Annotated in this window: 21 protein-coding genes and 3 pseudogenes; 14 read left to right on the forward strand and 10 right to left on the reverse strand. The window is 58.7% G+C overall.

The features are described from left to right. Positions 1–56 precede the first annotated feature (56 nt). From JFV30_RS05675 to JFV30_RS05690, 4 genes and pseudogenes are all read right to left on the reverse strand, one after another. On the reverse strand, positions 57–467 hold the full coding sequence (locus JFV30_RS05675) for a GtrA family protein (RefSeq protein ID WP_201122407.1): 411 nt from the start codon (positions 465–467) through the stop codon (positions 57–59). 5 nt (positions 468–472) lie between these two features. Next, complete coding sequence (locus JFV30_RS33410; protein ID WP_201122409.1) at positions 473–1,426, reverse strand: WxcM-like domain-containing protein; 954 nt, start codon at positions 1,424–1,426, stop codon at positions 473–475. Continuing rightward, positions 1,413–2,362, reverse strand: a pseudogene (locus tag JFV30_RS05685) (glycosyltransferase family 2 protein). The gene JFV30_RS33410 and the pseudogene JFV30_RS05685 overlap by 14 nt, the downstream one beginning before the upstream one ends. Continuing rightward, positions 2,359–2,553 (reverse strand): DegT/DnrJ/EryC1/StrS family aminotransferase, encoded by a 195-nt coding sequence (locus JFV30_RS05690; protein ID WP_201126128.1) that lies wholly within the window; start codon positions 2,551–2,553, stop codon positions 2,359–2,361. The pseudogene JFV30_RS05685 and the gene JFV30_RS05690 overlap by 4 nt, the downstream one beginning before the upstream one ends. An 826-nt stretch (positions 2,554–3,379) precedes the next feature. Here JFV30_RS05690 and JFV30_RS05695 point away from each other — a divergent pair. The 5 genes from JFV30_RS05695 to JFV30_RS05715 all read left to right on the forward strand — a co-directional run bounded on the left by JFV30_RS05695 (position 3,380) and on the right by JFV30_RS05715 (position 9,016). Beyond that, positions 3,380–4,525 (forward strand): glycosyltransferase family 4 protein, encoded by a 1,146-nt coding sequence (locus JFV30_RS05695; protein WP_342215052.1) that lies wholly within the window; start codon positions 3,380–3,382, stop codon positions 4,523–4,525. Continuing rightward, a complete protein-coding gene (locus JFV30_RS05700) occupies positions 4,515–5,504 on the forward strand; it encodes a UDP-glucose 4-epimerase family protein (protein ID WP_201122413.1) in 990 nt (329 codons plus the stop codon). Before JFV30_RS05695 ends, JFV30_RS05700 begins: the two co-directional genes overlap by 11 nt. Next, on the forward strand, positions 5,501–6,520 hold the full coding sequence (locus JFV30_RS05705) for an MraY family glycosyltransferase (protein WP_201122415.1): 1,020 nt from the start codon (positions 5,501–5,503) through the stop codon (positions 6,518–6,520). Before JFV30_RS05700 ends, JFV30_RS05705 begins: the two co-directional genes overlap by 4 nt. A gap of 58 nt (positions 6,521–6,578) precedes the next feature. Further along, positions 6,579–8,573 carry a polysaccharide biosynthesis protein gene (locus tag JFV30_RS05710; RefSeq protein ID WP_201122417.1) on the forward strand — a complete coding sequence of 665 codons (1,995 nt, stop codon included), beginning with the start codon at positions 6,579–6,581 and terminating at the stop codon, positions 8,571–8,573. A gap of 110 nt (positions 8,574–8,683) precedes the next feature. After that, positions 8,684–9,016, forward strand: coding sequence for a ComEA family DNA-binding protein (locus tag JFV30_RS05715; RefSeq protein WP_201122419.1), 333 nt, complete (start codon positions 8,684–8,686; stop codon positions 9,014–9,016). A gap of 27 nt (positions 9,017–9,043) precedes the next feature. On the opposite strand, the gene JFV30_RS05720 is transcribed toward JFV30_RS05715, so the two are convergent. From JFV30_RS05720 to eat, 3 genes are all read right to left on the reverse strand, one after another. After that, positions 9,044–9,622 (reverse strand): TetR/AcrR family transcriptional regulator, encoded by a 579-nt coding sequence (locus JFV30_RS05720; RefSeq protein ID WP_201122421.1) that lies wholly within the window; start codon positions 9,620–9,622, stop codon positions 9,044–9,046. Between the two features lie 100 nt (positions 9,623–9,722). Continuing rightward, entirely contained in the window at positions 9,723–9,890 is a 168-nt protein-coding gene (locus JFV30_RS05725; protein WP_010176203.1) for a DUF2897 family protein, read from the reverse strand. A gap of 109 nt (positions 9,891–9,999) precedes the next feature. After that, entirely contained in the window at positions 10,000–11,364 is a 1,365-nt protein-coding gene (gene eat, locus JFV30_RS05730) for an ethanolamine permease (protein WP_003218757.1), read from the reverse strand. 311 nt (positions 11,365–11,675) lie between these two features. On the opposite strand from eat, the gene kdpF reads away from it, so the two are divergent. The 6 genes from kdpF to JFV30_RS05760 all read left to right on the forward strand — a co-directional run bounded on the left by kdpF (position 11,676) and on the right by JFV30_RS05760 (position 19,696). Next, complete coding sequence (gene kdpF, locus JFV30_RS05735) at positions 11,676–11,765, forward strand: K(+)-transporting ATPase subunit F (RefSeq protein WP_003218754.1); 90 nt, start codon at positions 11,676–11,678, stop codon at positions 11,763–11,765. Positions 11,766–11,774: 9 nt separating this feature from the next. Continuing rightward, positions 11,775–13,472 (forward strand): potassium-transporting ATPase subunit KdpA, encoded by a 1,698-nt coding sequence (gene kdpA / locus JFV30_RS05740; protein WP_201122424.1) that lies wholly within the window; start codon positions 11,775–11,777, stop codon positions 13,470–13,472. Positions 13,473–13,496: 24 nt separating this feature from the next. After that, positions 13,497–15,554: a potassium-transporting ATPase subunit KdpB gene (gene kdpB, locus JFV30_RS05745; protein ID WP_201122426.1), complete on the forward strand. Its 2,058-nt coding sequence runs from the start codon at positions 13,497–13,499 to the stop codon at positions 15,552–15,554. A 67-nt stretch (positions 15,555–15,621) separates the two neighbouring features. Beyond that, on the forward strand, positions 15,622–16,167 hold the full coding sequence (gene kdpC / locus JFV30_RS05750) for a potassium-transporting ATPase subunit KdpC (RefSeq protein ID WP_010176199.1): 546 nt from the start codon (positions 15,622–15,624) through the stop codon (positions 16,165–16,167). 144 nt (positions 16,168–16,311) lie between these two features. Then, entirely contained in the window at positions 16,312–18,963 is a 2,652-nt protein-coding gene (locus JFV30_RS05755; RefSeq protein WP_201122428.1) for a sensor histidine kinase, read from the forward strand. 37 nt (positions 18,964–19,000) lie between these two features. Beyond that, complete coding sequence (locus tag JFV30_RS05760; RefSeq protein WP_201122430.1) at positions 19,001–19,696, forward strand: response regulator; 696 nt, start codon at positions 19,001–19,003, stop codon at positions 19,694–19,696. A gap of 65 nt (positions 19,697–19,761) precedes the next feature. On the opposite strand, the gene JFV30_RS05765 is transcribed toward JFV30_RS05760, so the two are convergent. Beyond that, the gene (locus JFV30_RS05765) at positions 19,762–20,799 is read right to left on the reverse strand and encodes a patatin-like phospholipase family protein (RefSeq protein WP_010176195.1); all 1,038 of its coding nucleotides are present in this window, start codon (positions 20,797–20,799) and stop codon (positions 19,762–19,764) included. A gap of 217 nt (positions 20,800–21,016) precedes the next feature. On the opposite strand from JFV30_RS05765, the gene JFV30_RS05770 reads away from it, so the two are divergent. From JFV30_RS05770 to JFV30_RS05780, 3 genes and pseudogenes are all read left to right on the forward strand, one after another. Continuing rightward, positions 21,017–21,295, forward strand: coding sequence for a hypothetical protein (locus tag JFV30_RS05770; RefSeq protein WP_010176194.1), 279 nt, complete (start codon positions 21,017–21,019; stop codon positions 21,293–21,295). Between the two features lie 94 nt (positions 21,296–21,389). Beyond that, positions 21,390–22,153: pseudogene (locus JFV30_RS05775) on the forward strand (CHAD domain-containing protein). Between the two features lie 101 nt (positions 22,154–22,254). Continuing rightward, positions 22,255–23,052 (forward strand): acyl-CoA thioesterase, encoded by a 798-nt coding sequence (locus JFV30_RS05780; protein ID WP_201122432.1) that lies wholly within the window; start codon positions 22,255–22,257, stop codon positions 23,050–23,052. 19 nt (positions 23,053–23,071) lie between these two features. On the opposite strand, the pseudogene JFV30_RS05785 reads toward JFV30_RS05780, so the two are convergent. After that, positions 23,072–23,329, reverse strand: a pseudogene (locus JFV30_RS05785) (terminase); the annotation flags it as partial. 108 nt (positions 23,330–23,437) lie between these two features. Next, positions 23,438–24,919 (reverse strand): methyl-accepting chemotaxis protein, encoded by a 1,482-nt coding sequence (locus JFV30_RS05790; protein WP_201122434.1) that lies wholly within the window; start codon positions 24,917–24,919, stop codon positions 23,438–23,440. Positions 24,920–24,922: the final 3 nt, after the last annotated feature.

Genomic DNA, 24,922 nt, shown 5'->3' on the forward strand with positions numbered 1-24,922 from the left:
CAGGCTTTTTTGTGGGCGACGGCCCAAGAGCGTTAATACCAGCTATCTACGATTGACTAGCCTGGATCCCTGCGTGCGCGGTGTTCTGAAAACAAAAACTTAGTAAGTATAAAGGTCATCGGCACTGTAATAGCAATCGCCAGCAAGGGAGCAGCACGCTCATCAAGGTGCAGCTTTTCGACCCATACCCAAAGAACTATCAGGCTGACGAGATATTGGGCTAGATAAACCAAGGGGAGTAACACTATGGATTTGATACCCCTATGACTTCCAAAGACAAAAAAGCGATTCAGTGCGTAAGCAAGCATTATTCCGCCAATATAAGCCATTGTATAACTTGTATTGTAAGAAAAGTAATTCAATAGCAACAAATAGACTCCGTATGTCACGATGGTATTGAAACCGCCGGACAACAGGAATCTCGAGAAGTCTTTCTTGAAAAGTTTAGTGGCGGCGTGCTTGATCATCTGAGTCATCCAGCGTCTGAGATTAACGCCTTAAATTCATCGTAGTTTCGAATGTAATCAGCTGAGTCATAGTAGTGCGAAGCAAATACCATGAGTACAGCATCATGGGAATAACGGTATTGGATACCCCACGTCATAGGCGGCAGATAAATCCCCTTGTTTGGCTTGTCCAGCACGAACTCCTCTCGGTTTCGACCGTCGTCGGCAACTACATGGATTGAGCCCTTTACGGCGACCAGGAACTGGTGACAAACGCGATGAGCGTGCTCACCCCGCGTTTCTGCGGTGGGAACATCATAGACCAAGAAGTAACGTTCTGACTTGAAAGGTACTGTGCGTTCAAATTCCCCAACAGAAAGGCTGCCGCGAATATCAGCGACTTCCGTCATCGTGTGTAATGTTACACCTCTGACAGAGGTTTCAGCTGTATGTGGCGTCGCGTCCGTATGCGCGGAAACATCCTGCGTTGTATTAACCGGTTTTGCGTCTACATAACCTATAATTTTCGCAGGGTTACCGACAACGATTGCATTGGGCGGAATAGACCTTGTCACGACTGCGCCTGCACCTACCATGGCGTTAGTCCCGATGGTCAGGCCTGGCAAAATGGTGCAGTTGGCACCAAGCGATGCACCCGTTCGAATGATCGTACGAGCAAACGTTTGTGGGTAAACCTTGCTACGTGGAAAAAGGTCATTTGTGAAGGTTGCATTCGGCCCGATAAAAACATCGTCCTCAATCGTGATGCCGTCCCAGACTTGCACACCACACTTCAACGTTACCCGATCACCAATAATCACATCATTTTCGATGAAAACGTTGTCGCATACATTGCATTCGCTGCCCAAGCTGGCGCCTGGAAGGACGTGTGCGAAGGCCCAGATGCGTGAGCCTTTACCGATATTCTCAGACTCACAAAGCGCGTGGCTGTGTACGAAAAAGTTCTTAGTGTTGCTCATTAATACCTCCATAACCTTCAATTCGCATTGGGATCGCTAACGGCCGATTTTTTGTATTTTCGTAAGTACGCCATGCGTAGGAGCCAACGATACCGAGTCCCAGGAGATTCAGGCAGCCCAGGAAGGTGATGGTTAGCATAATCATCGCGTAGCCCGGTACTTGAATCATGCCGTGCAACTTCGCAACGAGAGTGATGACGGCAAAAACGGCCGCAATGACCGAGCCGAAAGCACCGACCCGGGTAAGCAGCCTGATGGGCAGATCCGTGAAGGAGAACACACTGTCCATCAGGTAATTGACTTTCCTGCGAAGGGTCCATGCTGACTTGCCGTGGACTCTCTCCTGGCGAGAGTAGGTGACGACTTCTCTGCGATACCCAAGCCAGAAGATCTGAGCAATCAGAGAGCTATGTCGCTCATCCAGTGTCAGTAGCGTATCCCGGAATGCCCGGTTACAGGCGAACATATCAACGCCGCCCGGAGGAATTTCTGGAATGACATAACGACGGTAGAGGCCCCAAAAATCTTGGATGCCATGCGGCTGGCCCATGGATCTTGCCGGCCCTCTCGAACTCCGACGACAACGTCAGTGTCTTGCTGTAAAAGCACCCGGTTCATTTCGAGTACCAGTTCCGGCGGTTCCTGTAAGTCTGCGGCCATTACTGCAAATCGATCGCCGCTGCCATTTTGCAATCCGGTGCGAATTGCCATGAACGAGCCAAAATTTCTCGAGAGCAAAATGAGCTTTGACCGGAAAGGCTGCGATGGCAGACGTTCCCGAAGAATCTCGTAACAGCGATCCGGGCTGCCATCTACAACGAACACGAACTCTATATTTTTTTCGAGTTGGGTGTTCAAGTCATCTAGGGCAGAGAGCAAATCTGGCAAGTTGCTTTCGTTGCGATAAACGGGAATGACCAATGTCAGCAAAGTTATTTCTCCTTGGAGAAGTAAGTAGTGACAGCCTCAATAACGCGATCAACTTCTTCGCCTGTTTGGCCGGGAAAATAAGGTAGGAAAATTACAGGCTCATACGCTTGCTCAGTCACTTCGAGCGAGCCAATTTGCGCGACAGGGTAAGCGGGTTGTTTGTGCTCTGCAATCGGAAAGTGAATGCCGGTACTGATTGTTCACAACTACCGGCCTGTTTACCATTGCCTCGAGCGCCATGGGTTGGGTGCAGCCTTCCAAGGCTGGGAGCCGGCGTATGAACAGATGCGAGCGATTTCTTCTCTGTTCGCAAGTTGATCGTAGAGGTGTGTCACGGCCGCAGCGGAAGGTTTGCTTCGAGGGCCGTGCGTTGGGGCCTTCGGGCGCGTATCGGTGGTTGCCGCGTAATTTCTTTATCTCCGCAAGCAAATTCAATCGAGCATTAAAATTTGGGCGTAGAAAAGGATTAGTTGGCTACCGGGCCCCTGAGGATCCCAGCTTCAATTACTAACGATAAGGCGCAACTCGCTCTTTGGTGCTTGTTCTGTTACTCCACAATCGTTTCGGCGGTAGAGTACATCCCGGCGGAGTGAATCGAAAATCTTTGACGTCGGCTGTAGAGGCGCACCAGGCTCGGTACGGAATTCGCTGAAACCAATTTGACGTCCACAGATGTCTAGATTCATCAAGGTCCGCAGCCATCCTTGGTAGAGGCCTATGGGCCTCTCCCTGTGGACGCCCACGCATAGATGAGTGCCTGGTGCTCAGCATCGTCCTTGTGTGGGCTTCGTTCGGATGCTGCGTGGCGCGACATGCCACGTGCAGTGCTCACATCTGCCGAAAGAACGCCATGGTAGTCACGCACCCGAGTATCATTTCCCGCGCTAGGCAGGGCTTGCGCCAAGTCGCCTCGCCGCCCGGTTCGTGAACGGATTGGTTGAACAGAAAACGCCTCATGTGTGGCAAAATATACAAATCTCGAAACGGGCCGTGGGGTGAGAGTTGGCTGACAGGATATTGAAGGTGGCACGTGTTTCGACGGTGCCATTTTTCGTGATTACACAATTGAGCTCTCAGATTCAAACGCTTCAGGCGCTTGGCGCAGAAATTACAGTGGTCGCGAGTGACGACGAATTTTCAGGGAAAATGGGCACGTTGCGAAATGTGGCGTTTAAGCCGATAAATATTTCAAGAAACATCAGTCTGCTAAAAGATCTAGTCAGCTTGGTGAAGCTGTTTTGGGCGTTCAAGTCTGGGAAGTTTGATATCGTTCATTCAACCACACCCAAAGCGGGCCTGCTGTGTTCAATTGCCGCTTTCCTGGCAGGCACGCCAGTTCGAATTCATACGTTTACTGGCCAGCCTTGGGTAACGATGTCTGGTATTAAAAGTTTTACGTTGAAGTGCTGCGATAAACTGATTGGCGCTTTGAATACGCATTGCTATACCGACAGTGATAGTCAGAGGCGGTTTCTTGTTGCAAGCAAAATTGTAAAGCCGGAAAGTTTGACCGTTCTTGGATGTGGATCACTGGCCGGTGTGGATCTCAAGCGCTTTGACAGAGCCAGGTATTCCGCAGACGATCTCGCTTCGTTGAGAAGCCAGTTAAGTATTTCGGATGGTGATAAGGTCATACTGTTTGTGGGGCGAATCACCCAGGACAAAGGCATCCAGGAGTTGGTCGATGCGTTCCAGAGGATCGCGTCAAGTAATGAGGTTTTTCACTTGGTACTGGTGGGGCCCTTTGAGGACAACGGCCAGGCGATTGTGGAATCTGTCGGTGATAGCACAGTAGCGAGCCGTATACACAGTGTGGGCTTTTCGGATGAGCCCGAGAAATATATGGCTATCGCGGACTTGCTTTGCCTGCCCAGTTATCGTGAAGGATTTGGCACAGTAGTCATCGAAGCGGCCGCAATGGGGCTGCCAACTGTAGGGACTGATATTTATGGTCTTTCTGACGCGGTTGTAGATGGCGTCACCGGCTTGCTGGTCCCTCCAAGAAACTCGCAAGCCCTCGGAAGTGCGTTGGTAAGTTTATTAATTGATGATCAGGCGCGCCTACGCATGGCTGAGTGCGCCACCGCGAGGGCACGTGCTGATTTTGATTCGGTCAAGTGCGCCACATTGCTGTTGAACGATTATAAAAGGCTGTTGAATGAGCGCTGATGGGTTTGAGCAGGCTTCTTGTATTGCAGTAACTGGCGCAAGCGGTTTTGTAGGTGGTGCGCTGCTCAAGTTACTTGCCGTTGATAAAAAGTATACGGCCAGGGCCATTTACAGATCTTTGCCCGATCGTCCTTTGGACGATTGCGAAACGTTTGTGTGTGGCGCTCTGAAGCCGGACACAGATTTCAGGGATGCCTTGGAAGGGGTGGATGTCGTTGTTCATTGTGCCGCCCGAGTGCACGTCATGGATGAACGTGCCACCGATCCAATGGCAGAGTTCAGGATTACGAACGTGGCGGCAACACATAATCTTGCGACGCAGGCAGCGCAGAGCGGTGTGAAACGCTTCATTTTCATCAGCTCAATCAAGGTAAATGGCGAGTCTACGCAGCGGGACAAGCCCTACCGTGCAGACGACGTTCCTGGCCCCGAAGACCCCTATGGACTTTCTAAAATGGAGGCGGAGGAGGGCCTTAAGCGTATCGCAACCGAAACAGGGATGGAGGTGGTCATTATTCGTCCGGTTCTCGTATATGGGCCAGGCGTCAAAGCTAACTTCCTCAAGATGATGACGTGGTTGAAGAAGGGGGCGATCCTGCCCTTCGGAGCAATCAACAATAAGAGAAGTCTCGTATCTCTGTATAACCTTACGGATTTGATACGTGTTTGCCTTGAGCATCCCGCTGCAGCCAATCAAACGTTTTTGGTGAGCGACGGAGAGGATGTATCCACTACGCAGTTGCTGAATAAAATGGCTCGTGCATTGGGTTGTCGTGCACGGTTATTACCAGTGCCGAGCGCATTGCTTGTCGCTGCCGCGACGGTACTGAACAGAAAGTCATTGTCTCAACGTCTATGCGGTAGCTTGCAAGTCGACATTGAAAAAAATCGTACGCTCTTGGGTTGGAGTCCCCGAATGAAGGTCGATGAAGGTCTTAAGTTGACCGCAGAACACTACTTGGGGAATAACGCGAGATGAATTATTTGGCCGTTTTGTTGGTGTTTTTGACGTCGTTTCTGCTAACGGGCATGTTGCGCAAATACGCATTGTCCCGCAGCTTGATCGACGTTCCGAATGCACGCAGTTCCCATTCTGTTCCAACGCCTCGGGGCGGCGGGGTGGCCGTCGTGGTCACCGTCATGCTCTCCTTGATCAGCCTTTATCTTGTGGGTGAAATTGATTTCCCTGCATTCATTTCATTATTTGTCTCAGGTGGGATAGTCGCCGTTATCGGCTTTATGGATGACCATGGTCATATAGCCGCGCGCTGGCGTTTACTGGGGCATTTCATCGCTGCGGCTATCGTTCTTTGGTGGACGGGCGGGCTACCGGTAATTGCGTTTTTCGGGTGGCAGGTGGACTTGGGCTACGTGGGTTATGTAGGTGCGCTGCTTTATCTGGTCTGGATGCTCAATCTCTACAACTTCATGGACGGAATTGATGGTTTGGCGGGTGTCGAGGCCATCAGTGTCTGTTTAGGGATGTGCGTGATTTATTTGATCGCCGGACATGCCACCTTGATTCCGGTAAACGTATTGTTCGCTTGCGCGACAGCGGGTTTCTTGTGCTGGAATTTCCCTTCGGCGAAAATTTTCATGGGGGATGCGGGCAGTGGTTTTATAGGCATTCTGCTGGGAGGGCTCTCCCTTCAGGCAGCCTGGGCATCTGCTGACTTGCTGTGGTGCTGGCTCATCCTGCTGGGCGTGTTTGTTGTTGACGCTACGGTCACTTTGTTGCGCCGTCTGCTGCGTGGCGCCCTTGTCTATGAGGCGCATCGCAGCCATGCGTACCAATATGCATCGCGCCATTTTGGCAGGCACGTTCCGGTAACCGTGACGGTGTGTCTAATCAACGTTTTTTGGCTTTTACCCCTGGCGGCCTGTGTCGCCTATTCGCTTGTGAGCGGAGCCACTGCGTTGATTATTGCCTATCTTCCCTTGATCGCTCTGGTAGTGCGTTTTCGCGCAGGTGAAGCGGAAGCTAAAGCGGAGTGATCCTGATAGAATTATTTGTAGGATTGTGGTTAAAAATATATGAATTTCTGAGGGAGCTATGGATCAGGTCAGGGGATTTTTGCTAGGCCTCCCGCGCAGGCAAAAAAGGTTAATCCAGGTCACCGTTGATGTGGTGCTTATCTGGTGTGCGTTATGGATGGCTTTTATCGTGCGCTTGGGCATTGATGATATGGTCAATCCATTGGTTCAACACCTTTGGTTATTCGTAAGTGCTCCCGTTGTGGCGATACCCCTCTTTATCAGGTTCGGGCTCTATCGGGCGGTGATGCGATATTTTGGGAATGACGCACTTATCACCATTATCAAGGTAGTCAGTCTATCGTCCCTGATATTGGGTGTTGTTGTTTATTGGTACAGCAATCATCAGACTATCGTTCCTAGATCTATTATCTTCAATTATTGGTGGTTGAGTTTGATTATGGTGGGTGGCGTGCGTTTAGCCATGCGCCAGTTTTTTCTGGGTGATTGGTCTTCTGCCGCTCAATATGTTCCCTTTACCAACCGCGACGACGGACTCCCGCGCGTTGCGATATATGGTGCTGGAGCCGCCGGTAATCAATTGGTTGCCGCGTTGCGGATTGGAAGAAGTATGCGTCCGGTTGCGTTTATAGATGACGATGAGACTATAACCAATCGGGTCATTTCCGGGCTTCAGGTTTATAACTCCAGGCATATTCAAAAGATGATAGACGTCACGGGCGCACAGGAAGTCCTGCTGGCTGTGCCGTCCTCTTCCAGAGGTCGACGTAGGGAGATTCTGGGTTTCCTGGAAGGCTATCCGTTGCATGTTCGAAGCGTTCCGGGTTTTATGGATTTGGCCAGTGGACGGGTCAAAGTCGATGATATCCAGGAAGTTGATATCGCGGATTTACTCGGTCGAGATCCCGTGCCAGCCCAGGAAGAGCTTTTAGAGCGCTGCATTACGGGCAAGGCCGTTCTGGTCACCGGTGCCGGAGGTTCTATTGGTTCTGAACTGTGCCGTCAAATTTTGGAGTTGCGTCCGACTTGCCTGATTCTGTTCGAGCACAGCGAGTTTAACCTTTATAATATTCTCTCTGAACTTGAGCATCGAGTTGCCAGGGAGGCGCTATCTGTTCGTCTTTTGCCTATTTTGGGATCTGTGCGTCATCAGGAAAAAATAGCCGACGTATTAAGAACCTGGCACGTCGAGACTGTTTATCATGCTGCTGCCTACAAACATGTTCCTATGGTTGAGCATAATATCGCTGAGGGTGTGCTAAATAATGTGATAGGCACATTGAACACTGCCCAGGCTGCCCTACAGGCAGGAGTGGCTAACTTTGTGTTGATCTCCACTGACAAGGCGGTGCGGCCGACAAATGTCATGGGTAGCACCAAGCGTCTTGCTGAAATGTCCCTCCAGGCATTGAGCCGCGAATTGGCCCCTGTGTTTTTTGGAGATAACTCCAATATTTCAAGGGTCAATAAAACGCGTTTCACCATGGTACGTTTTGGCAATGTACTCGGTTCCTCGGGTTCGGTGATTCCGCTATTTCACAAGCAGATTAAGTCAGGCGGTCCATTGACCGTGACCCACCCGAAAATCACCCGCTACTTCATGACTATTCCTGAGGCTGCGCAACTGGTCGTTCAGGCTGGCTCCATGGGATGTGGGGGGGATGTTTTTGTTCTTGATATGGGAGAACCCGTCAGGATTGCCGAATTGGCAGAAAAAATGATTCACCTGTCCGGGCTAAGCGTGCGCTCGGACAAAAATCCCCACGGTGACATAGCCATCGAGTTCACCGGCCTTCGTCCTGGTGAAAAACTGTACGAAGAGCTGCTGATCGGTGACAACGTGGTCGCTACCCAGCACCCAATGATCATGAGCGCCAACGAGGACTATCTTTCCTGGGACGTTCTCAAAGGCAAGCTCACTGAGTTGCTCGCTGCTGTCGACCAGGACGATTACACACGGGTTCGCCAGCTTCTACGTGACACCGTCAGTGGTTACGCCCCGGACGGTGAAATCGTCGACTGGATCTACCAGCAGCGCCGCCTGGAACCCTGAACTTACACCCTGTAACTCACCCGTTTTTGACTCTCCCCGGACATCGCCTAAGTTTGAAAAGCAGCTTCGGAAAGCTGCTTTTCTCTTATCGATGTCATGGAGCGTCACCAATGCGTAAAGCTTATGTCTCAGCCCTCGTTTTTGCTTTTTTCACCAGCATTTCGCTAGCCATCACTGCAGCACCCTCCCGGCAACCCGAAACCCCAACCCCCATCACCACCCAACTGACCAAGGTCGACCAAGCCACCAAGGTCAGCCTCAACTCCGCAGACGCCGAAACCCTGCGTCGAGACCTCTTCGGCATCGGCGCCGCCAAAGCCAAGGCCATCATCGCCTACCGCGAAACCAACGGCCCCTTCACTGCGATAGATGAGTTACTGGAAGTAAAGGGCATCGGCAAGGCGCTTCTGGAAAAGAACCGCGACCGGCTTGAGGTGAATTGAGGATCTGAAAGCAGGCGAGGAGGCCGGTCATCGACCGGCTTTCTTCTGTTCAGCAAGTTCTGCTTTCAAGCTTCCCCGAACCACATCGAGTATCCGTGTCGCCAGCTCGGCATTCTCCACACTTCTCGCCAATACCAACGCCCCCACCAGCGTCGACATCAGCACCAGGCTCTGTTCCCCGGCATTCGGGCTGCCAAGTGCCGCTTCAACCTGCTTGAGTCGAGCATTGAGCACCTCATCCGTCGTGGGGCTGTGCTGCCCGCGCAAGCCCATTTCCGACGACATTGTCGTCAGCGGGCATCCTTCATGCGGGGAGGTCTGGTGCCATTCCGACAGGTAGCTGTCAATAAACGCGTGCAATGGCCGTTCCTGGCTGAACAGTTGTTCACAGTGTTCATCCAATTGCGCGGCGGCCTCTTGTAAGGCCTTTTCCACCAACTCGTCCTTGGACTTGAAGTGAGCGTAAAACCCGCCATGGGTCAGGTTCAGCGCTTTCATCAGCGGCTGCAAACCGGTCGCACCGATGCCGTCGCGGCGAAAGCGGACAGAGGCTTCCTTGATGATGCGCTGGTGGGTTTGAGCTTTGTGGTCTTGTGAATAGCGCATGGGGCGGCCTCCGAAACATCAGGCCATATTAACCAAGCTTGCCTGGGCATAGGCGGGTGTTTACAAAATTGTGCGGCTCCAGGGTGGAGCCGCTTCAGGATCAGCGATCCTGTGCGTCCTTGGCGTCCGCTTGGGCGTTACGTTCGGCCACGCGTTGGCGTTGTTCCTCGGTCAGTTCAACCTTGTTGGCGCTGTCTCGCAGCATCAACAAACCACCGACGATCGAGCCGATCGCGACCACTAAAATCAACCAGGCATACCACGGCATAGGGTTCTCCTTGAGGCAGCAAACCGTGGAAAAATTTCCCACGGTAGTTGCTGCTTTGAGTAACGGGCTTTCTTAGTAGTTCATTGTAGGCCCGTTCCTGCGCAAGGTCTCAGAGCCCAGTCAACATCGCATCTGCCGGCGCATCGGCGCGGTCTTGTGCGGTCAGTTGGAAGTACACAAAACCCACCACCATGAAGCCCAGGAAGATCAGCCCGATCAACGCGTTGAACCACGCCATTGCCACCAGGCATACCACCGCCAGCACCAGGGCAATCCCCGGCACGATCGGATAGCCCGGTGCGCGGAAGGTACGTTCCAGCAGCGGCTCGGTTTTGCGCAGTTTGAACAGGCTGAGCATGCTCATGATGTACATGACGATCGCACCGAACACCGCCATGGTGATCATGGCCGCAGTCAGGGTCATGCCACCCAGGTTGATCAGCCCGTCGCTGTAGATGGCGGCGATGCCGACGATGCCTCCGGCGATGATTGCCCGGTGCGGCGTCTGGAAGCGCGACAGTTTGGCCAGGAAAGAGGGCAGGTAGCCTGCGCGCGCCAGGGCAAAGAACTGGCGGGAGTAGCCCAGGATGATCCCGTGGAAGCTGGCCACCAGGCCGAACAGGCCGATCCACACCAGCATGTGCAGCCAGCCCGAGCTGTCGCCGACCACGGTTTTCATCGCCTGGGGCAGCGGGTCGTTGATGTTCGACAGGGTGCGCCAGTCACCGACGCCGCCGGCAAAGAACATCACGCCCATGGCCAGAATCACCAGGGTGAGGATGCCGCTGATGTAGGCCTTTGGAATGGTGCGCTTGGGATCTTTCGCTTCTTCGGCCGCCATGGCGGCACCTTCGATGGCGAGGAAGAACCAGATGGCAAATGGAATGGCCGCAAACATGCCGGCGATCGCCGGTGCGCCGAAGGTGTCGGAGCCGGCCCAGCCGTTGAGGGCGAAGTTGCTGAAGCTGAAGGCGGGGGCGACCACACCCATGAACACCAGCAGTTCGGCCACGGCGAGCACACACACCACCAGTTCGAAAGTCGCCGCCAGCTTCACGCCGAGAATATTCAGGCCCATGAACACGATGTAGGCGCCGACGGCGGCGTGTTTCGGATCCAGCGCCGGGAACTGCACGTTCAAATACGCACCGATTGCGAGGGCGATGGCCGGTGGGGCGAAGACGAACTCAATCAGCGTTGCCAGCCCGGCGATCAGGCCACCTTTCTCACCAAATGCCCGGCGGCTGTAGGCGAACGGACCGCCAGCGTGAGGAATGGCGGTGGTCAGTTCGGTGAAACTGAATATAAAGCAGGTGTACATGGCGGCGACCATCAAAGAGGTCACCAGGAAGCCTAGCGTTCCCGCGACGCCCCAGCCGTAGCTCCAGCCGAAATACTCGCCGGAAATCACCAGCCCGACGGCGATGCCCCACAAATGCAGGGTGCCCAAGGTGGGTTTGAGTTGTGTGTTCATCGTGTAGCTCTCCCTGAACGGTTTGGAATGTTTCAGGGCATTGCAGCGGGCATGCCATTCACCTGTGCCGTGTCGTAAAGGCGCCGAACTGTCGCCGAGGGAACGGTTTGGCGTTTGAATGGGTTCCGGGCCTGCACCAGATAAGGGCGCGGCCTACAGGAAACGCTCACAAATCCCCCTGTAAACCCCGCATAAACCCACTCTTTACGCCGTCTTTACGCCCCACCCATACCGTCGCTCTCGTTCCTTTACGCCACTCCTGCGGACAATCCTCCTACACGCGGCAGTCGCCGCACGACGGAGAAACTTCCATGAGCGTTCTGGACGGGGTGTCACTGCTGTTGGCTGTGGCGCTGTTCATTTATCTGCTGGTTGCGCTGCTACGCGCGGATCGGAACTAGGAGCAGGCTATGCACAGTTATGACTATTGGCTGATCATCGCCTTCTTTGCCTTGGTGCTGATTCCGGCACCGGCCCTGGGGCGGTTCTACTACAAGGTAATGGAAGGGCAGCGAACCTGGCTCACGCCGGTGTTCGGCCCGGTTGAGCGTGTTTGCTATCGCCTTTCGGGTGTCGATGCAGACCAGGAGCAAAGCTGGCAGAAATACGCGCTGGCGTTGCTTGCGTTCAACCTTGCCGGTTTTGTGCTGCTGTTCGGCATCCTGGTGTTCCAGGAATATCTGCCGCTGAACCCGCAGAAATTACCGGGTCAGGAATGGACCCTGGCGTTCAACACCGCGATCAGTTTCATGACCAACACCAACTGGCAGAACTACAGCGGTGAAGCGTCCCTGAGCTACCTCAGTCAGATGGTCGGCCTCACCGTGCAGAACTTCGTCAGTGCCGCCACCGGCCTCGCCGTACTGGTCGCGTTGTGCCGTGGGATCGGTCGCAAATCCACCAAGACCCTGGGCAACTTCTGGGTCGACATGACCCGCGCCACCCTCTACGGCCTGTTGCCGTTGTGCCTGGTGTTTGCGTTGTTCCTGGTGTGGCAGGGCGTGCCACAAACCTTCGCTCACTACGTTAACGCCGTGACCATGCAAGGCGTTGACCAGGTGATTCCACTGGGCCCGGCCGCCAGCCAGATTGCGATCAAGCAATTGGGCACCAACGGCGGGGGCTTCTTCGGCGTCAACTCGGCGCATCCGTTCGAGGACCCGACTGCCTGGGCCAACCTGTTTGAGCTGGGTGCGATCATCCTGATTCCGGTAGCGCTGGTGTTCACCTTTGGCCACTACGTGAAAGACCTGCGTCAGAGCCGGGCGATCCTCGGTTGCATGCTGGCCTTGTTCATCATCGGCGGTGCAACCGCGATGTGGGCGGAGTACCAACCCAACCCGGCGCTGAACAACCCGGCGGTGGAACAGGCCGCGCCGCAGGAAGGTAAAGAAGCGCGCTTCGGCACTACCGGCACTGTGTTGTGGTCGGTGGCTACCACCGCCGCGTCCAACGGTTCGGTCAACGGTATGCAAGACAGCCTCAACCCGCTGAGCGGCATGGTGTCGCTGGTCAACATGATGGTCGGCGAAGTGATCTTCGGCGGCGTCGGTGCCGGCATGTACGGCATGTTGCTCAACGTGTTGATCGCGGTGTTCCTTGCCGGCCTGATGATTGGCCGCACGCCGGAATACCTCGGCAAGAAACTCCAGGCCCGGGAAGTGCAATTGCTGGTGGTGACCTTGCTGGTGATGCCGGTGGGTACCCTCGTACTGGGCGCCATCGCCGCCAGCCTGCCTGGCCCGGCCGGTGCCATCAGTAACCCAGGCCCCCACGGTTTCAGCCAGTTGCTGTACGCCTACACCTCGGCCAGTGCCAACAACGGTTCGGCGTTCGGCGGCTTCAGTGCCAACACTGCGTTCCACAACCTGATGTTGAGCCTGTCGATGTTGCTGGGCCGCTTCGGCTACATCCTCCCGGTTCTGGCGTTGGCCGGCAGCCTGGCGATGAAGAAGACCGCACCGATTGGCCAGAACAGCTTCCCGACCCACGGCCCGCTGTTCGTGACCCTGTTGACCGTGACCATTTTGCTGGTGGGCGGCCTGACCTTCCTGCCGACGCTGGCACTTGGGCCTATCGCTGAACATTTGAGCATGGCTGCTTTTTAAATGAAGAGCCTAGGGGATATGAAAATGAACTTGCCTGCAAAAAACGCGGCTCCCGTGAAGACCCAGGAGCCGGCCAAGACCGCAATCTCGGCCCTGTGGCGCCCGGCGCTGGTCCAGGCCTTCGTCAAGCTGGACCCGCGCCAACTGCAACGCTCGCCGGTGATGCTGGTGGTGGAGCTGACTGCGATCCTCACCACGATCCTGTGCTTCGTGCCGGAGGTGGCCGTACCGACCTACGTCGCGGTGCAAATCGCGGTGTGGCTGTGGTTCACCGTGCTGTTCGCGAACTTCGCCGAAGCCCTGGCTGAAGGTCGCGGCAAGGCCCGCGCCGACAGCCTCAAGGCCGGCAGCGAGGGCCTCAGCGCGCGCCGCAAGGAAGCCGATGGCAGCTTCAAGGTCGTGCCGGCCACCAGCCTGCGCAAAGGTGATGTGGTGCGTGTGGCCGCCGGGGAAATGATCCCGGGCGATGGCGAAGTCATCGAAGGTATTGCCGCGGTCAACGAAGCGGCAATCACTGGTGAGTCCGCCCCGGTGATCCGTGAGTCCGGCGGCGACCGCTCGGCCGTCACCGGCAACACCCGCCTGGTCTCGGACTGGTTGATGATCCGCATCACCGCCAACCCGGGCGAGTCGACCCTGGACCGCATGATCGCCCTGGTGGAAGGCGCCAAGCGCCAGAAAACCCCCAATGAAATCGCGCTGGACATCCTGCTGATCGGCCTGACGCTGATCTTCCTGCTGGTGGTCGTGACCCTGCAGCCATTCGCCCACTTCGCCAATGGCAACCTGCCGCTGGTGTTTCTGGTAGCGCTGCTGGTCACCCTGATTCCGACCACCATCGGCGGCCTGTTGTCGGCCATCGGTATCGCCGGTATGGACCGCCTGGTGCGCCTCAACGTGATCGCCAAATCCGGACGCGCGGTGGAAGCAGCGGGGGACGTGCACGTGCTGTTGCTGGACAAGACCGGCACCATCACCTTCGGTAACCGTCGTTGCACCAACGTGATCGCCGCGCCCGGTGTCAGCGGCAAGGAGTTGGCCGAAGGCGCGCTGCTGGCGTCCCTGGCGGACGACACGGCCGAAGGCAAGTCCATCGTCGAATACCTGCGCGGCTTGCACCCGCAAGCCGAGCCGTCGACGGATGAGTTGACCTCCGTGCCATTCAGCGCGGAAACCCGCCTGTCCGGCGTCGACTACCAGGGCCGCGTGTTCCGCAAAGGCGCGGTGGATTCGCTGCTGGCCTTCATTGGCCTGCAACGCCGCGACCTGCAACCTGCACTGTCCCGGGAAATCGACAAGATCGCCCAGAGCGGCGGTACCCCGTTGCTGGTGTGTGCCGACGGCAAATTGCTTGGCGCGATTCACCTTAAGGACGTGGTCAAGCCCGGTATTCGCGAGCGTTTCGCCGAGCTGCGCAAGCTGGGGATCCGCACCGTGATGGTGACCGGCGACAACCCGCTGACCGCTGCTGCGATCGCTGCTGAAGCCGGCGTGGATGACGTGCTGGCCGAAGCCACTCCGGAGAAAAAGCTGGCCCGCATTCGTCACGAGCAAAACGACGGTCGCCTGGTTGCGATGTGCGGCGACGGTGCCAACGACGCCCCGGCGCTGGCCCAGGCGGACGTCGGCATGGCAATGAACGACGGCACCCAGGCCGCCCGCGAAGCCGCCAACATGGTTGACCTCGACAGCGACCCGACCAAGCTGCTGGACGTGGTGCAGATCGGCAAGGAATTGCTGGTGACCCGAGGCGCGCTGACCACCTTTTCCATCGCCAACGACGTGGCCAAGTACTTCGCGATCCTGCCGGCGCTGTTCGCCTCGATCTACCCGCAACTGGGTGTGCTCAACGTGATGCACCTGCAAAGCCCGCAGAGCGCGATCCTCTCGGCCATCGTGTTCAACGCCCTGATCATCGTGGTGCTGATCCCGCTGGCACTGCGCGGTGTGCGTGTGCAGGCGGCGAGTGCGGCGGCGTTGCTGCGTCGCAACCTGCTGATCTACGGCCTGGGCGGGATTGTGGTGCCGTTCGTGGGCATCAAGGCGATCGACATGCTGCTGACCGCGCTGCACCTGGTTTGACCCGATGCCTGCAGGTGCCGGCACACCGGCGCCTGCAGGTTGCAATGACCGAATTGAGGAGTTTGAAATGTCCAACATGATCCGCCCGGCCCTGAGCCTGCTGGTGTTGATGTCGCTGATCACCGGCGTGGCCTATCCCCTGGTTGTCACCGGTGTGGCGCAAGTCGCGTTCCCCGACCAGGCCAACGGCAGCCTGGTACACGATGCCAGCGGCAAGGTGCGTGGTTCGAGCCTGATTGCCCAGGATTTCACCGGTGACGGCTGGTTCCACCCACGGCCATCTGCGGGGGCGTTTGCTACCGTTTCCAGCAGTGCCAGCAACCTCGGCCCAAGCAACCCGGCGCTGGCTACCCGGGTATTCGACGACGCCAACAAGCTGCTGGTGCCAGGCCAGGGGCCGGTGCCCATGGCAATGCTGACTACCTCCGGCAGCGGTCTTGATCCACACTTGCCACCACAGGCGATTGCCTATCAACTGGCCCGGGTAGCCGCCGCGCGTAATCTGCCGGTGGCGACCCTGGAGCGCCTGATGGACGAGCACATCGAAAGCCCGCTGGTGGGGCCACCGGTGGTGAACGTTTTGGCGCTGAACATGGCCTTGGAAAAGTTGTAAGCAGTGGCGCCGCCAATCGCGGGCAAGCCCGCTCCCACAGTTGACTGAGTTTCATCTTTGGAATGCGGTCGAAAGTGGGAGCGGGCTTGCTCGCGAAGGCTGACTTAAGAAATCCACATCAACACCTGAAGGAAGACTGCCCGCATGAGCGACTCCGGCCGCGCCGATGCCCTGTTAGCCGAACTGCCACGGGACGGCCGCGGCCGGCTCAAAGTCTTCCTCGGCGCCGCTCCCGGCGTGGGCAAGACCTACGCCATGCTCCAGGCGGCCCACACTCAGATGCGCCAGGGCGTGCGACTGATCGCCGGCGTAGTGGAAACCCACGGCCGCGCCGAGACCGAAGCCTTGCTCAGCGGCCTGCCGCAACAGCCGCTGCTGCGCTCCGAATACCGCGGCGTGATGCTGGAGGAAATGGACCTCGATGGCCTGCTCGCCGCCAAGCCCAAACTGGTGCTGGTGGACGAGCTGGCCCACAGCAACGCCCCGGGCAGCCGTCACGAAAAACGCTGGCAAGACATCCAGGAATTGCTCTCTGCCGGCATCAACGTATTCACCACGGTCAACGTCCAGCACCTGGAAAGCCTCAACGACCAGGTACGCGGTATCACCGGCGTGCAAGTGCGCGAGACCTTGCCCGACTGGGTCCTGCAGGAAGCCGACGAGCTGCTGTTGATCGACCTGCCATCCCGCGAACTGCTGGAGCGTTTGCGCGACGGCAAGGTCTACGTGCCGGAACAGGCCCGCGCCGCCATCGACGCCTTCTTCACCCAGACCAACCTCATGGCCCTGCGCGAGCTGGCGATGCAAACCGCTGCGGCCCACGTCGACGACGACCTGGCCCAGGGTTACCGCCAACTGGGCCAGGCCGCGCCCGCCGTGCGCGGCCGGCTGCTGGTGGGCGTGGACGGCGATGCCCAGGCCGAACGCCTGGTGCGCCACGCCAGCCGCGTGGCCCAGCGTCGGCATTTGCCGTGGAGCCTGGTGCACGTGGATAACGGCCGGGTGCGTGACGAGCAGTCGCGCCTGCGCCTGCAAAACGCCCAGCAACTGGCCGAGCGCCTTGGCGGTGAAGTGGTGTTGCTGCGGGCGGGGGAGGTGGCGAAGACGCTGATCCAGCATGCGGCCGAACGGCGGGCCAGCTTGATTCTGGTGGGGCAATCGCGGCCGCGCTGGCGGCGTAATCTGTTTGGCGGCGGCTTGGCCGCGCGCCTGCTGCGTAATGCCCGGGGCCTGGAAATCAACGTCCTCGACAGCGACGAAATCCCGGCCACGCCACGCCTGCCGGATGTGCGTGGGCTGGTGTGGTTTGACTATGCGCTGGCGGTGGTAGCGACCGTGATCGCGGCGGCCGTCGCCTGGGGTGTCGCCAGTGTGCTGCCGTTGCCGAACATCTCGCTGGTGTTCCTGGCCGCCGTGCTCCTGGTGGCGGTGCGCAGCAGCCTGGGCCCGGCGCTGGCGTGTGCGGCGTTGTCCTTCCTGAGCTACGACTTCCTGTTTATCCCGCCGAATTTCTCTTTCGCGATCCAGCGTGAAGAGGACGTGCTGACGCTGTTGTTCTTCCTGCTGATGGCGGCGCTCACCGGCAACCTCGCCGCGCGCCAGCGTCGGCAGTTGCAGGCGTTGCGCGATACCCAGGAAGAAACCACCGAGCTGCTCGACCTGTCCCGCAAGCTCACCGCCGCCACCGATCGCCAGGCGGTGATCAGTGCCGCCGCGCACCATCTGGAAGGCTGGAGCGACCTGCAATTGTGCCTGCTTAACCGCGACGGCCAGGGCGACTGGAAGGTCGAGACCGGCGGCCCGATCACCTTCACCGAAGCCGAGCGCGCTGCCGCCGATTGGGCCTGGCAACATGATCAGCCGGCAGGCATGGGCACCGGCACCTTGCCGTTTGGTCGCTGGTGGTGGTGGCCGTTGTCCAGCGAGGAGGGGCCGTTGGGTCTGCTGGGTGTCAGCCCGAAAGCCGGTCTCGAATTGAGCGGCCAACGCCGTCGCCTGCTCACCGCCTTGAGCCAGCCATTGGCCCAGGCCCTGGCCCGTGCGCAACTCGGCCAGGAACTGGAAGCGGCGCGCCTGCATGGCGAAACCGAGCAATTGCGCAGTGCCTTGCTGGCCTCGGTGTCCCATGATTTACGCACGCCGCTGACCTCTATGCGCGGCAGCATCGACAGCCTGCTGGCCCTCGGTGAGGCGATTCCCCTGGAGGATCGCCGGGAGTTGCTGGAAGGCACCCGCGATGAAGCCGAGCGCCTCGACCGCTACATCCAGAACCTGCTGGACATGACCCGCCTGGGCCACGGCGCCCTGAAGCTGGCGCGGGATTGGGTTTCCCCCGGCGATATCGTCGGCAGTTCCCTGGGCCGCTTGCGCGCGGTATTGGCGCCGCTGCAAGTGACCACCGACGTACCGCCCGAGCTGCCACTGCTCTACGTGCATGCGGCCTTGATCGAGCAGGCGCTGGTCAACGTATTGGAAAACGCCGCACGCTTCTCGCCGCCCCAAGGCCGTCTGAAACTCAGTGCGGGCGTGCTGGAAAACCAATTGTTTTTTGCCGTCGCCGATGAAGGCCCGGGCATTCCCGAGGAGGAGCGTGCGAAGATTTTCGACATGTTCTACACCGCCGCCAGAGGTGATCGTGGCGGGCAGGGCACCGGGCTCGGTCTGGCGATCTGCCAGGGCATGGTCGGTGCCCACGGCGGGCATATCAGCGTGGCCGACGGCATTGAAGGCCGCGGCACCTGCATCACTTTATTCTTGCCATTGCAGGCCCAGCCTGGCCTGGAAAGCGAACCTTGAGCTACCCTCTTTTCTTCACGGATTTTGATTGGACACCATGAGCCAGACTGCGACGATTTTGGTCATTGACGACGAACCGCAGATCCGCAAATTCTTGCGTATCAGCCTGGCCTCCCAGGGCTACAAAGTGATCGAGGCCGGCACCGGCAACGAAGGCCTGGCCCAGGCCGCCTTGAGTAAACCGGACCTGCTGGTGCTCGACCTCGGCCTGCCGGACATGGACGGCCAGCAGGTGCTGCGTGAGTTTCGTGAGTGGTCCGCGGTACCGGTGCTGGTGTTGTCGGTGCGTGCCAGTGAAGTGCAAAAAGTCGAGGCGCTGGACAACGGCGCCAATGACTATGTGACCAAGCCGTTTGGCATCCAGGAGTTTCTCGCGCGGGTGCGCGCGTTGCTGCGCCAGGCGCCGGCGGGGGAGGCCCAGGAAGCGGCGTTGCGCTTTGGCCCGTTGACGGTAGACCTGGCTTATCGCCGGGTGCTGCTGGACGGTGTCGAAGTGGCGCTGACCCGCAAGGAATACGCGGTGCTCGCGCAGCTGGCGCGGCATCCCGGGCGGGTGATTACCCAGCAGCAACTGCTCAAGGATATCTGGGGCCCGACCCATACCGAGGACAGCCATTACCTGCGGATTGTGGTGGGGCACCTGCGCCAGAAGCTGGCAGATGATCCGACTCAGCCACGGTTTATCGTGACTGAGGCCGGCGTTGGGTATCGGCTATTGAACACCGAAGCCTGAAGCGTTAGCTCAACCTGTGGCGAGGGAGCAAGCTCCCTCGCCACAAAAGCACTGCTCATAAAGCGTCAGTGTTGCTCACTCTCATACCGGTCCAGTGTATCGCTGGCAATCTCCCGCCCCAGTGCGATCAACTCCGGTGCCTTGTAAAACTCGAAAAACCGACAAACCCGCTTCGGCACGTTGATCAGGATATCCGGCGGGTACCCGGCAATCTTGTACTGTGCCAGCGACGTCTGCATCACCTCAAAACTCTGGTTGATCAAATCCAGCAGCGACGCCGGCCCCACGTTATCGATGATGAACGAACCGGTCGCCGACTTCGGCGCGCCGGCCTTTTCCGGTGCGGCCGCCGGCTGCTGCGCCTCGGGTTCGGCAGACTCCAGCCACGGGTTGATATCGGCAGCCTGGGCCAACAGCGCTTCTTGCTCCAGCATTAACAACTGCTCGGCCTGCTTGCGGCGAAACGGCAAGTGCGAACCCAGTGAGCGCACCAGGTTGTCGAAGCGGCTCCTGAACGCCGGCGGGCGCTGGATCACCGGCAGCGTGTAGTGCTTCTGGTTGGTGGAGTTGAGGTTGACCGCAATGATCAGGTCGCAGTGGCTCGACACCACCGGCACGATCGGCAAAGGGTTCAAGAGGCCGCCGTCCACCAGCATGCGGTTGCCCTGCATCACCGGGGTAAACAGGCTGGGAATCGCTGCCGAGGCGCGCATGGCCTGGTGCAGGCAGCCTTCCTGGAACCAGATTTCCTGCTGGTTGGTCAGGTCGGTCGCCACGGCGGTGTAGGGAATGCGCAGGTCTTCGATATTGATCTCGCCGACGATCTTGCGGATCTGCCCAAAGACCTTTTCGCCACGGATCGCCCCCAGGCGAAAACTCACGTCGACCAGGCGCAGCACGTCCAGGTAATCGAGGCTTTCGATCCAGTTTCGATACTCGTCCAGCTTGCCCGCGGCATAGATTCCGCCGACCACTGCCCCCATGGAGCAGCCCGCGATGCAGGCGATGTCGTAGCCGCGCTTTTCAATTTCCTCGATCACGCCGATATGGGCGTAGCCCCGGGCGCCGCCGGAGCCCAGCACCAATGCAACACGTTTCTTCATGACCTGATCCTTTGCAAAACAGGTGACCACAATGCACCCATCAAGGGGCGCGCTTCAATCATCAGTGCTGCAACCGATTATTTTCGCGATCGGGCTACTCTGCTCGGGTATGCTCTGGCAATCGGCACTGCGGATTCAGGCAGTCGGATAAGGCACTTTTCGGTGTAGGCAACGTCTACACCTGTGACTGTTTTTTCTTTTCTTGAGGTGTCATTTGATGAAAGCCTGGATGTGTGTGCCTGTGATCGTGTTGGCCCTGGCCGGTTGTGCCGGGAAAACTGCTTATCGCGACAGCTGCGGCACGCAACTGGACGCTGCGTGGCACGAACTGGACCTGGCCAAGGCCGAAGGCTTTGCCGGCACCGTGAGTTATTCCAAGGCCCTTTCATTGCTGACTGGCGCCAAGACCCAGCAGCAGTTCGAAGCCTTCGAAGGCTGCTCGAACAAGGCCGAAAAAGCCCGCTTCTATATTCGTGAGTCTCGTGCAGGGCGTTGATCCCGGTCAGGGTGTCAGGGAGCGGTAATCGTTAGGGTTGTACGTGGCGTTTGTATTGCCAGGCGCCACGCTAGTCAGTTAACAGGGGAAGCGCATGGCAGGGTTGGTAGATCAGTTGGTCGCTCAGGTCATTGGCCTGGAAGTAGGGTTGCTGAACTGCCAGGCGCGCCTCGCCGCCGTCACGGACGACGAGGCCCTGCATGACCTGCGCACCACCGTGCGGCGCTTGCGCAGCCTGTTGCGGCCATTGCGCGGGTTGCCCGGTGTCGAGCAACTCGAACAGGCCGCCAGCGCCGTCGGCCAACGGACTACACCCTTTCGCGACCGTGAAGTGCTGGCCGCATACCTCCATCAGCACGGCTATCACGAAGCGGCTGACCGGCGCACCCGGCAGCAGGCGGCCACCTACCGCTCGGTCGCACAAGGGCCGGAGCTGGCGCAACTGCTGTTGATCCTCGAGGCATTCCCCCGCTTTATCCGCGCCTCCCAACGGCAGAAGCTGCTCAAGGGCCTGCGCGCGCGCATTGAAAAACGCCTGGCCAAGCAATGGAAACGGCTCGGCGAGGCACTCCACGACCCGAACCATGACCGTCATCGCCTGCGCCTGTTGATCAAGCGCGTGCGTTATGCGGCCGAGGCTTATCCCGAGCTGGACAAGCTGCCCCCAAAGCCGTGTCCCGTCTCAAGGCCGCTCAAGGCGCCCTCGGCGATTGGCACGATTGCTGGCAATGGCTGGCGCAAGCCGGGCACGAGCCCGATTTGCAGCCGTGCGTGCCCGGCTGGCACCGCACCATGGCCAAGGCCGAAGGGCAGGCGGATCGTGTGCTGGATAAGCTGAGCGCTGACTGCTTCGCTTGAGTCCGCGGCCTATCTGTCCGGCTTTTTGGCTGGAATAGGTGCTGTACGGCGCAGGCCGGGTGGTTAAGATCCCTCAATCCTTTTTTCAAGTTGAGATCGCCATGCGCTTTAGTGATTTGCTCGACGCTGCCCGCAACCATCCCCTGAACGTTTCGATCCCTGCCGAATGGGCCCAGGGTCGTGCCACCTTTGGCGGCCTGGTGGTGGCGTTGCAATACGAAGCCCTGCGTGCACAGGTTCCGGCAGATCGCCCGTTGCGTTCGCTGGCGATTACCTTTGTCGGCCCGGTGGCGCCGGATGTTTCGGCAAGCTACGAAGTCGAAGTGCTGCGCGAAGGCAAGGCTGTCAGCCAACTGCTGGGGCGTGTGGTGCAGAACGGTGAAGTGATGACCCTGGTGCAGGCCAGTTTTGGCGCCTCGCGGCCATCGCAGATCGATGTTGAAGCCGACCCGGCGCCCACCTTCAAACACTGGGATGAGTGCCAGGAGTTGCCTTACATCAAAGGGGTGACACCGGAGTTCATGCGGCACCTGGCGATGCGCTGGAGTGTGGGCGGCCTGCCGTTCACCGGCAATAAATCCCGTGAGATGGGCGGCTGGGTGCGCTTGCGTGGCGATGTGAAGGAGGAGCCGCTGACCGAAGCGCATATCCTGGCGCTGGTGGATGCGTGGCCCCCGTCGGTGTTACCGCACCTGACCCAACCGGCTGCGGGCAGCACCCTGACCTGGACCATCGAATTCGTGCAGCCGCTGCAGACCCTCAGCACCCTGGACTGGTGCCAGTACCTGGTCCATATCGAACATGCCCGCGACGGCTACGGGCATGCCGCTGCGCAGCTGTGGAGCCCCGACGGCCAGTTGATTGCTATCAGCCGTCAGTCGGTGGTGGTGTTCGCCTGAGGCTTCAGACCAGCAGGTGTTGGTCATGGGAGGCGTCGCTGGCGCGGGCCTCCAGGCGACGACCGTGGTGCTGCAATGCCAGTGCCGCCACAATGCCGACAACGCCAATAGCCACACTTGCCGGGTTCTCGCTGAACACCCCGGACACCATCAACAGGAAGCCGATCACCAGCAGGGGCAGCGCCAGCAGTTGCAACACTTGATTGGTCCCATGCTGATGATTTTGCGGGTGGGTGCGCCATTGCCAGGCGGGGAGATTTGGATGACGTTTGCCCATGATCGTGATTCCTCTGTCCGTTGAAACATCTTGAACAGAGTGTAGGCCGGGCAGGGTGGGGCGGCGAATCAAGGATGGCTATGGGGGCCATAGCCGTCCCTTTAAGGTTTACAGCTTCAACTGGCCGATGGCCTTGCTCAGCTCCCCGGCCAGGGTTGCCAGCTCATTGCTGGTGGTCGCCGAGTCCACAGTCTGTTGCACGGTGTTCTCGGTGACGTCTCGAATGCTCACCACTGCCCGATTCATTTCCTCGGCCACATGGCTTTGTTGTTCGGCGGCGACGGCAATCTGCGTGTTGCTCTCGCGCATTTGCGCCACGGCGCCGGTGATTTCGGCGAGGGCAATCCCGGCTTCCTGAGCCTGTTGCACACAGTCGTCGGCCTTGAACGAGCTTTCCTGCATGAAGTCCACCGCGTCCCGGGTGCCGGCTTGCAGGGCCGAAACCATGCGCGTGATTTCATCGGTGGAGCTTTGCACGCGCTTGGCCAGGTTGCGCACCTCATCAGCGACCACGGCAAAGCCCCGGCCCATTTCGCCGGCGCGGGCGGCTTCGATGGCGGCGTTCAGGGCCAGCAGGTTGGTCTGCTCGGCGATGCTGTGAATCACCCCGACCACCCCGTTGATTTTCTGGCTGTCCTCGGCCAGTTTCTGGATCATTTCAGCGGTCTGCTGCACGCCGGTGGACAGCCCGGCAATCGAGCGCTGTACCCGGCTGACCACTTCCTGGCCGCTGCCGGCGAGGGTGTCGGCCGTCTGGGACAGGTCGCGGGTAGCGCCGGCGTGCTGGGCGATGTGGTAGACGGTGGCGGTCATCTCGTTGATTGCGGTGGCGGCCTGGTCGGTTTCGCTTTGCTGGCCGAGCATGCCGTGCTGCACCTCGTTCATGCTGCTGGCCAGGCGTGCGGCGCCGTCGTCCAGTTGCTTGGCGGTGCGCGCGACGGTGTTGACCACCCGTTGATAACCCGCCTGCATCGCGTTAAAGGCACTGGCCATCTGCCCGACCTCGTCCTTGCAGGCCAGGGGCACGCGGGCCGAGAGGTCGCCGGTTTTCTCGACGTGCAGCATCACGTCTTTCAAGGTGTTGAGCTGGCTCAGCAGAAAACGGATCAGCAACTGTGAGGCGCCAAGCATCGCCAGCATCAGGATCATGACCGCCACCGCGTAGTTGGCGAAACGTTCTTCGAACACCTGGCTCAGGCTGGGGGCGTAGGCCAGCACGGCGACGTGTTGGCCGTCGGCGCGGGCGATCACCTCGGCGCCCATCAGCGGGTTTTCGCCGAACAGTGGCATGGGGTTGATATCCACCCAGCCGTTGGCCGAGTCGAGGGCTGACAGATCCTGGTCGCCCAGCTGTGGGAGTTTGCCCTTGGCAAATGTCAGCCAGTGCTCGCCCTTGGGCAGTGGCTGGCCGGCAGGCCAGGCACCGAGCAAGTGCGCCTGGGCTTGCGCCGACGCCTGGGAGGCGTGGCTGCGGGCCTGCTGTTCGAGCTGCACGGCGTACAACACCAGCAACAGGGTGGTGATGAACGCGACCGCGTTGACGGCCCAGAATTTGTACTTCAGTGAGATGTTGCTAAGCCAGGCACCCATGGA

This window comes from Pseudomonas sp. TH32 (genome assembly GCF_016650855.1).
Taxonomy (GTDB): domain Bacteria; phylum Pseudomonadota; class Gammaproteobacteria; order Pseudomonadales; family Pseudomonadaceae; genus Aquipseudomonas.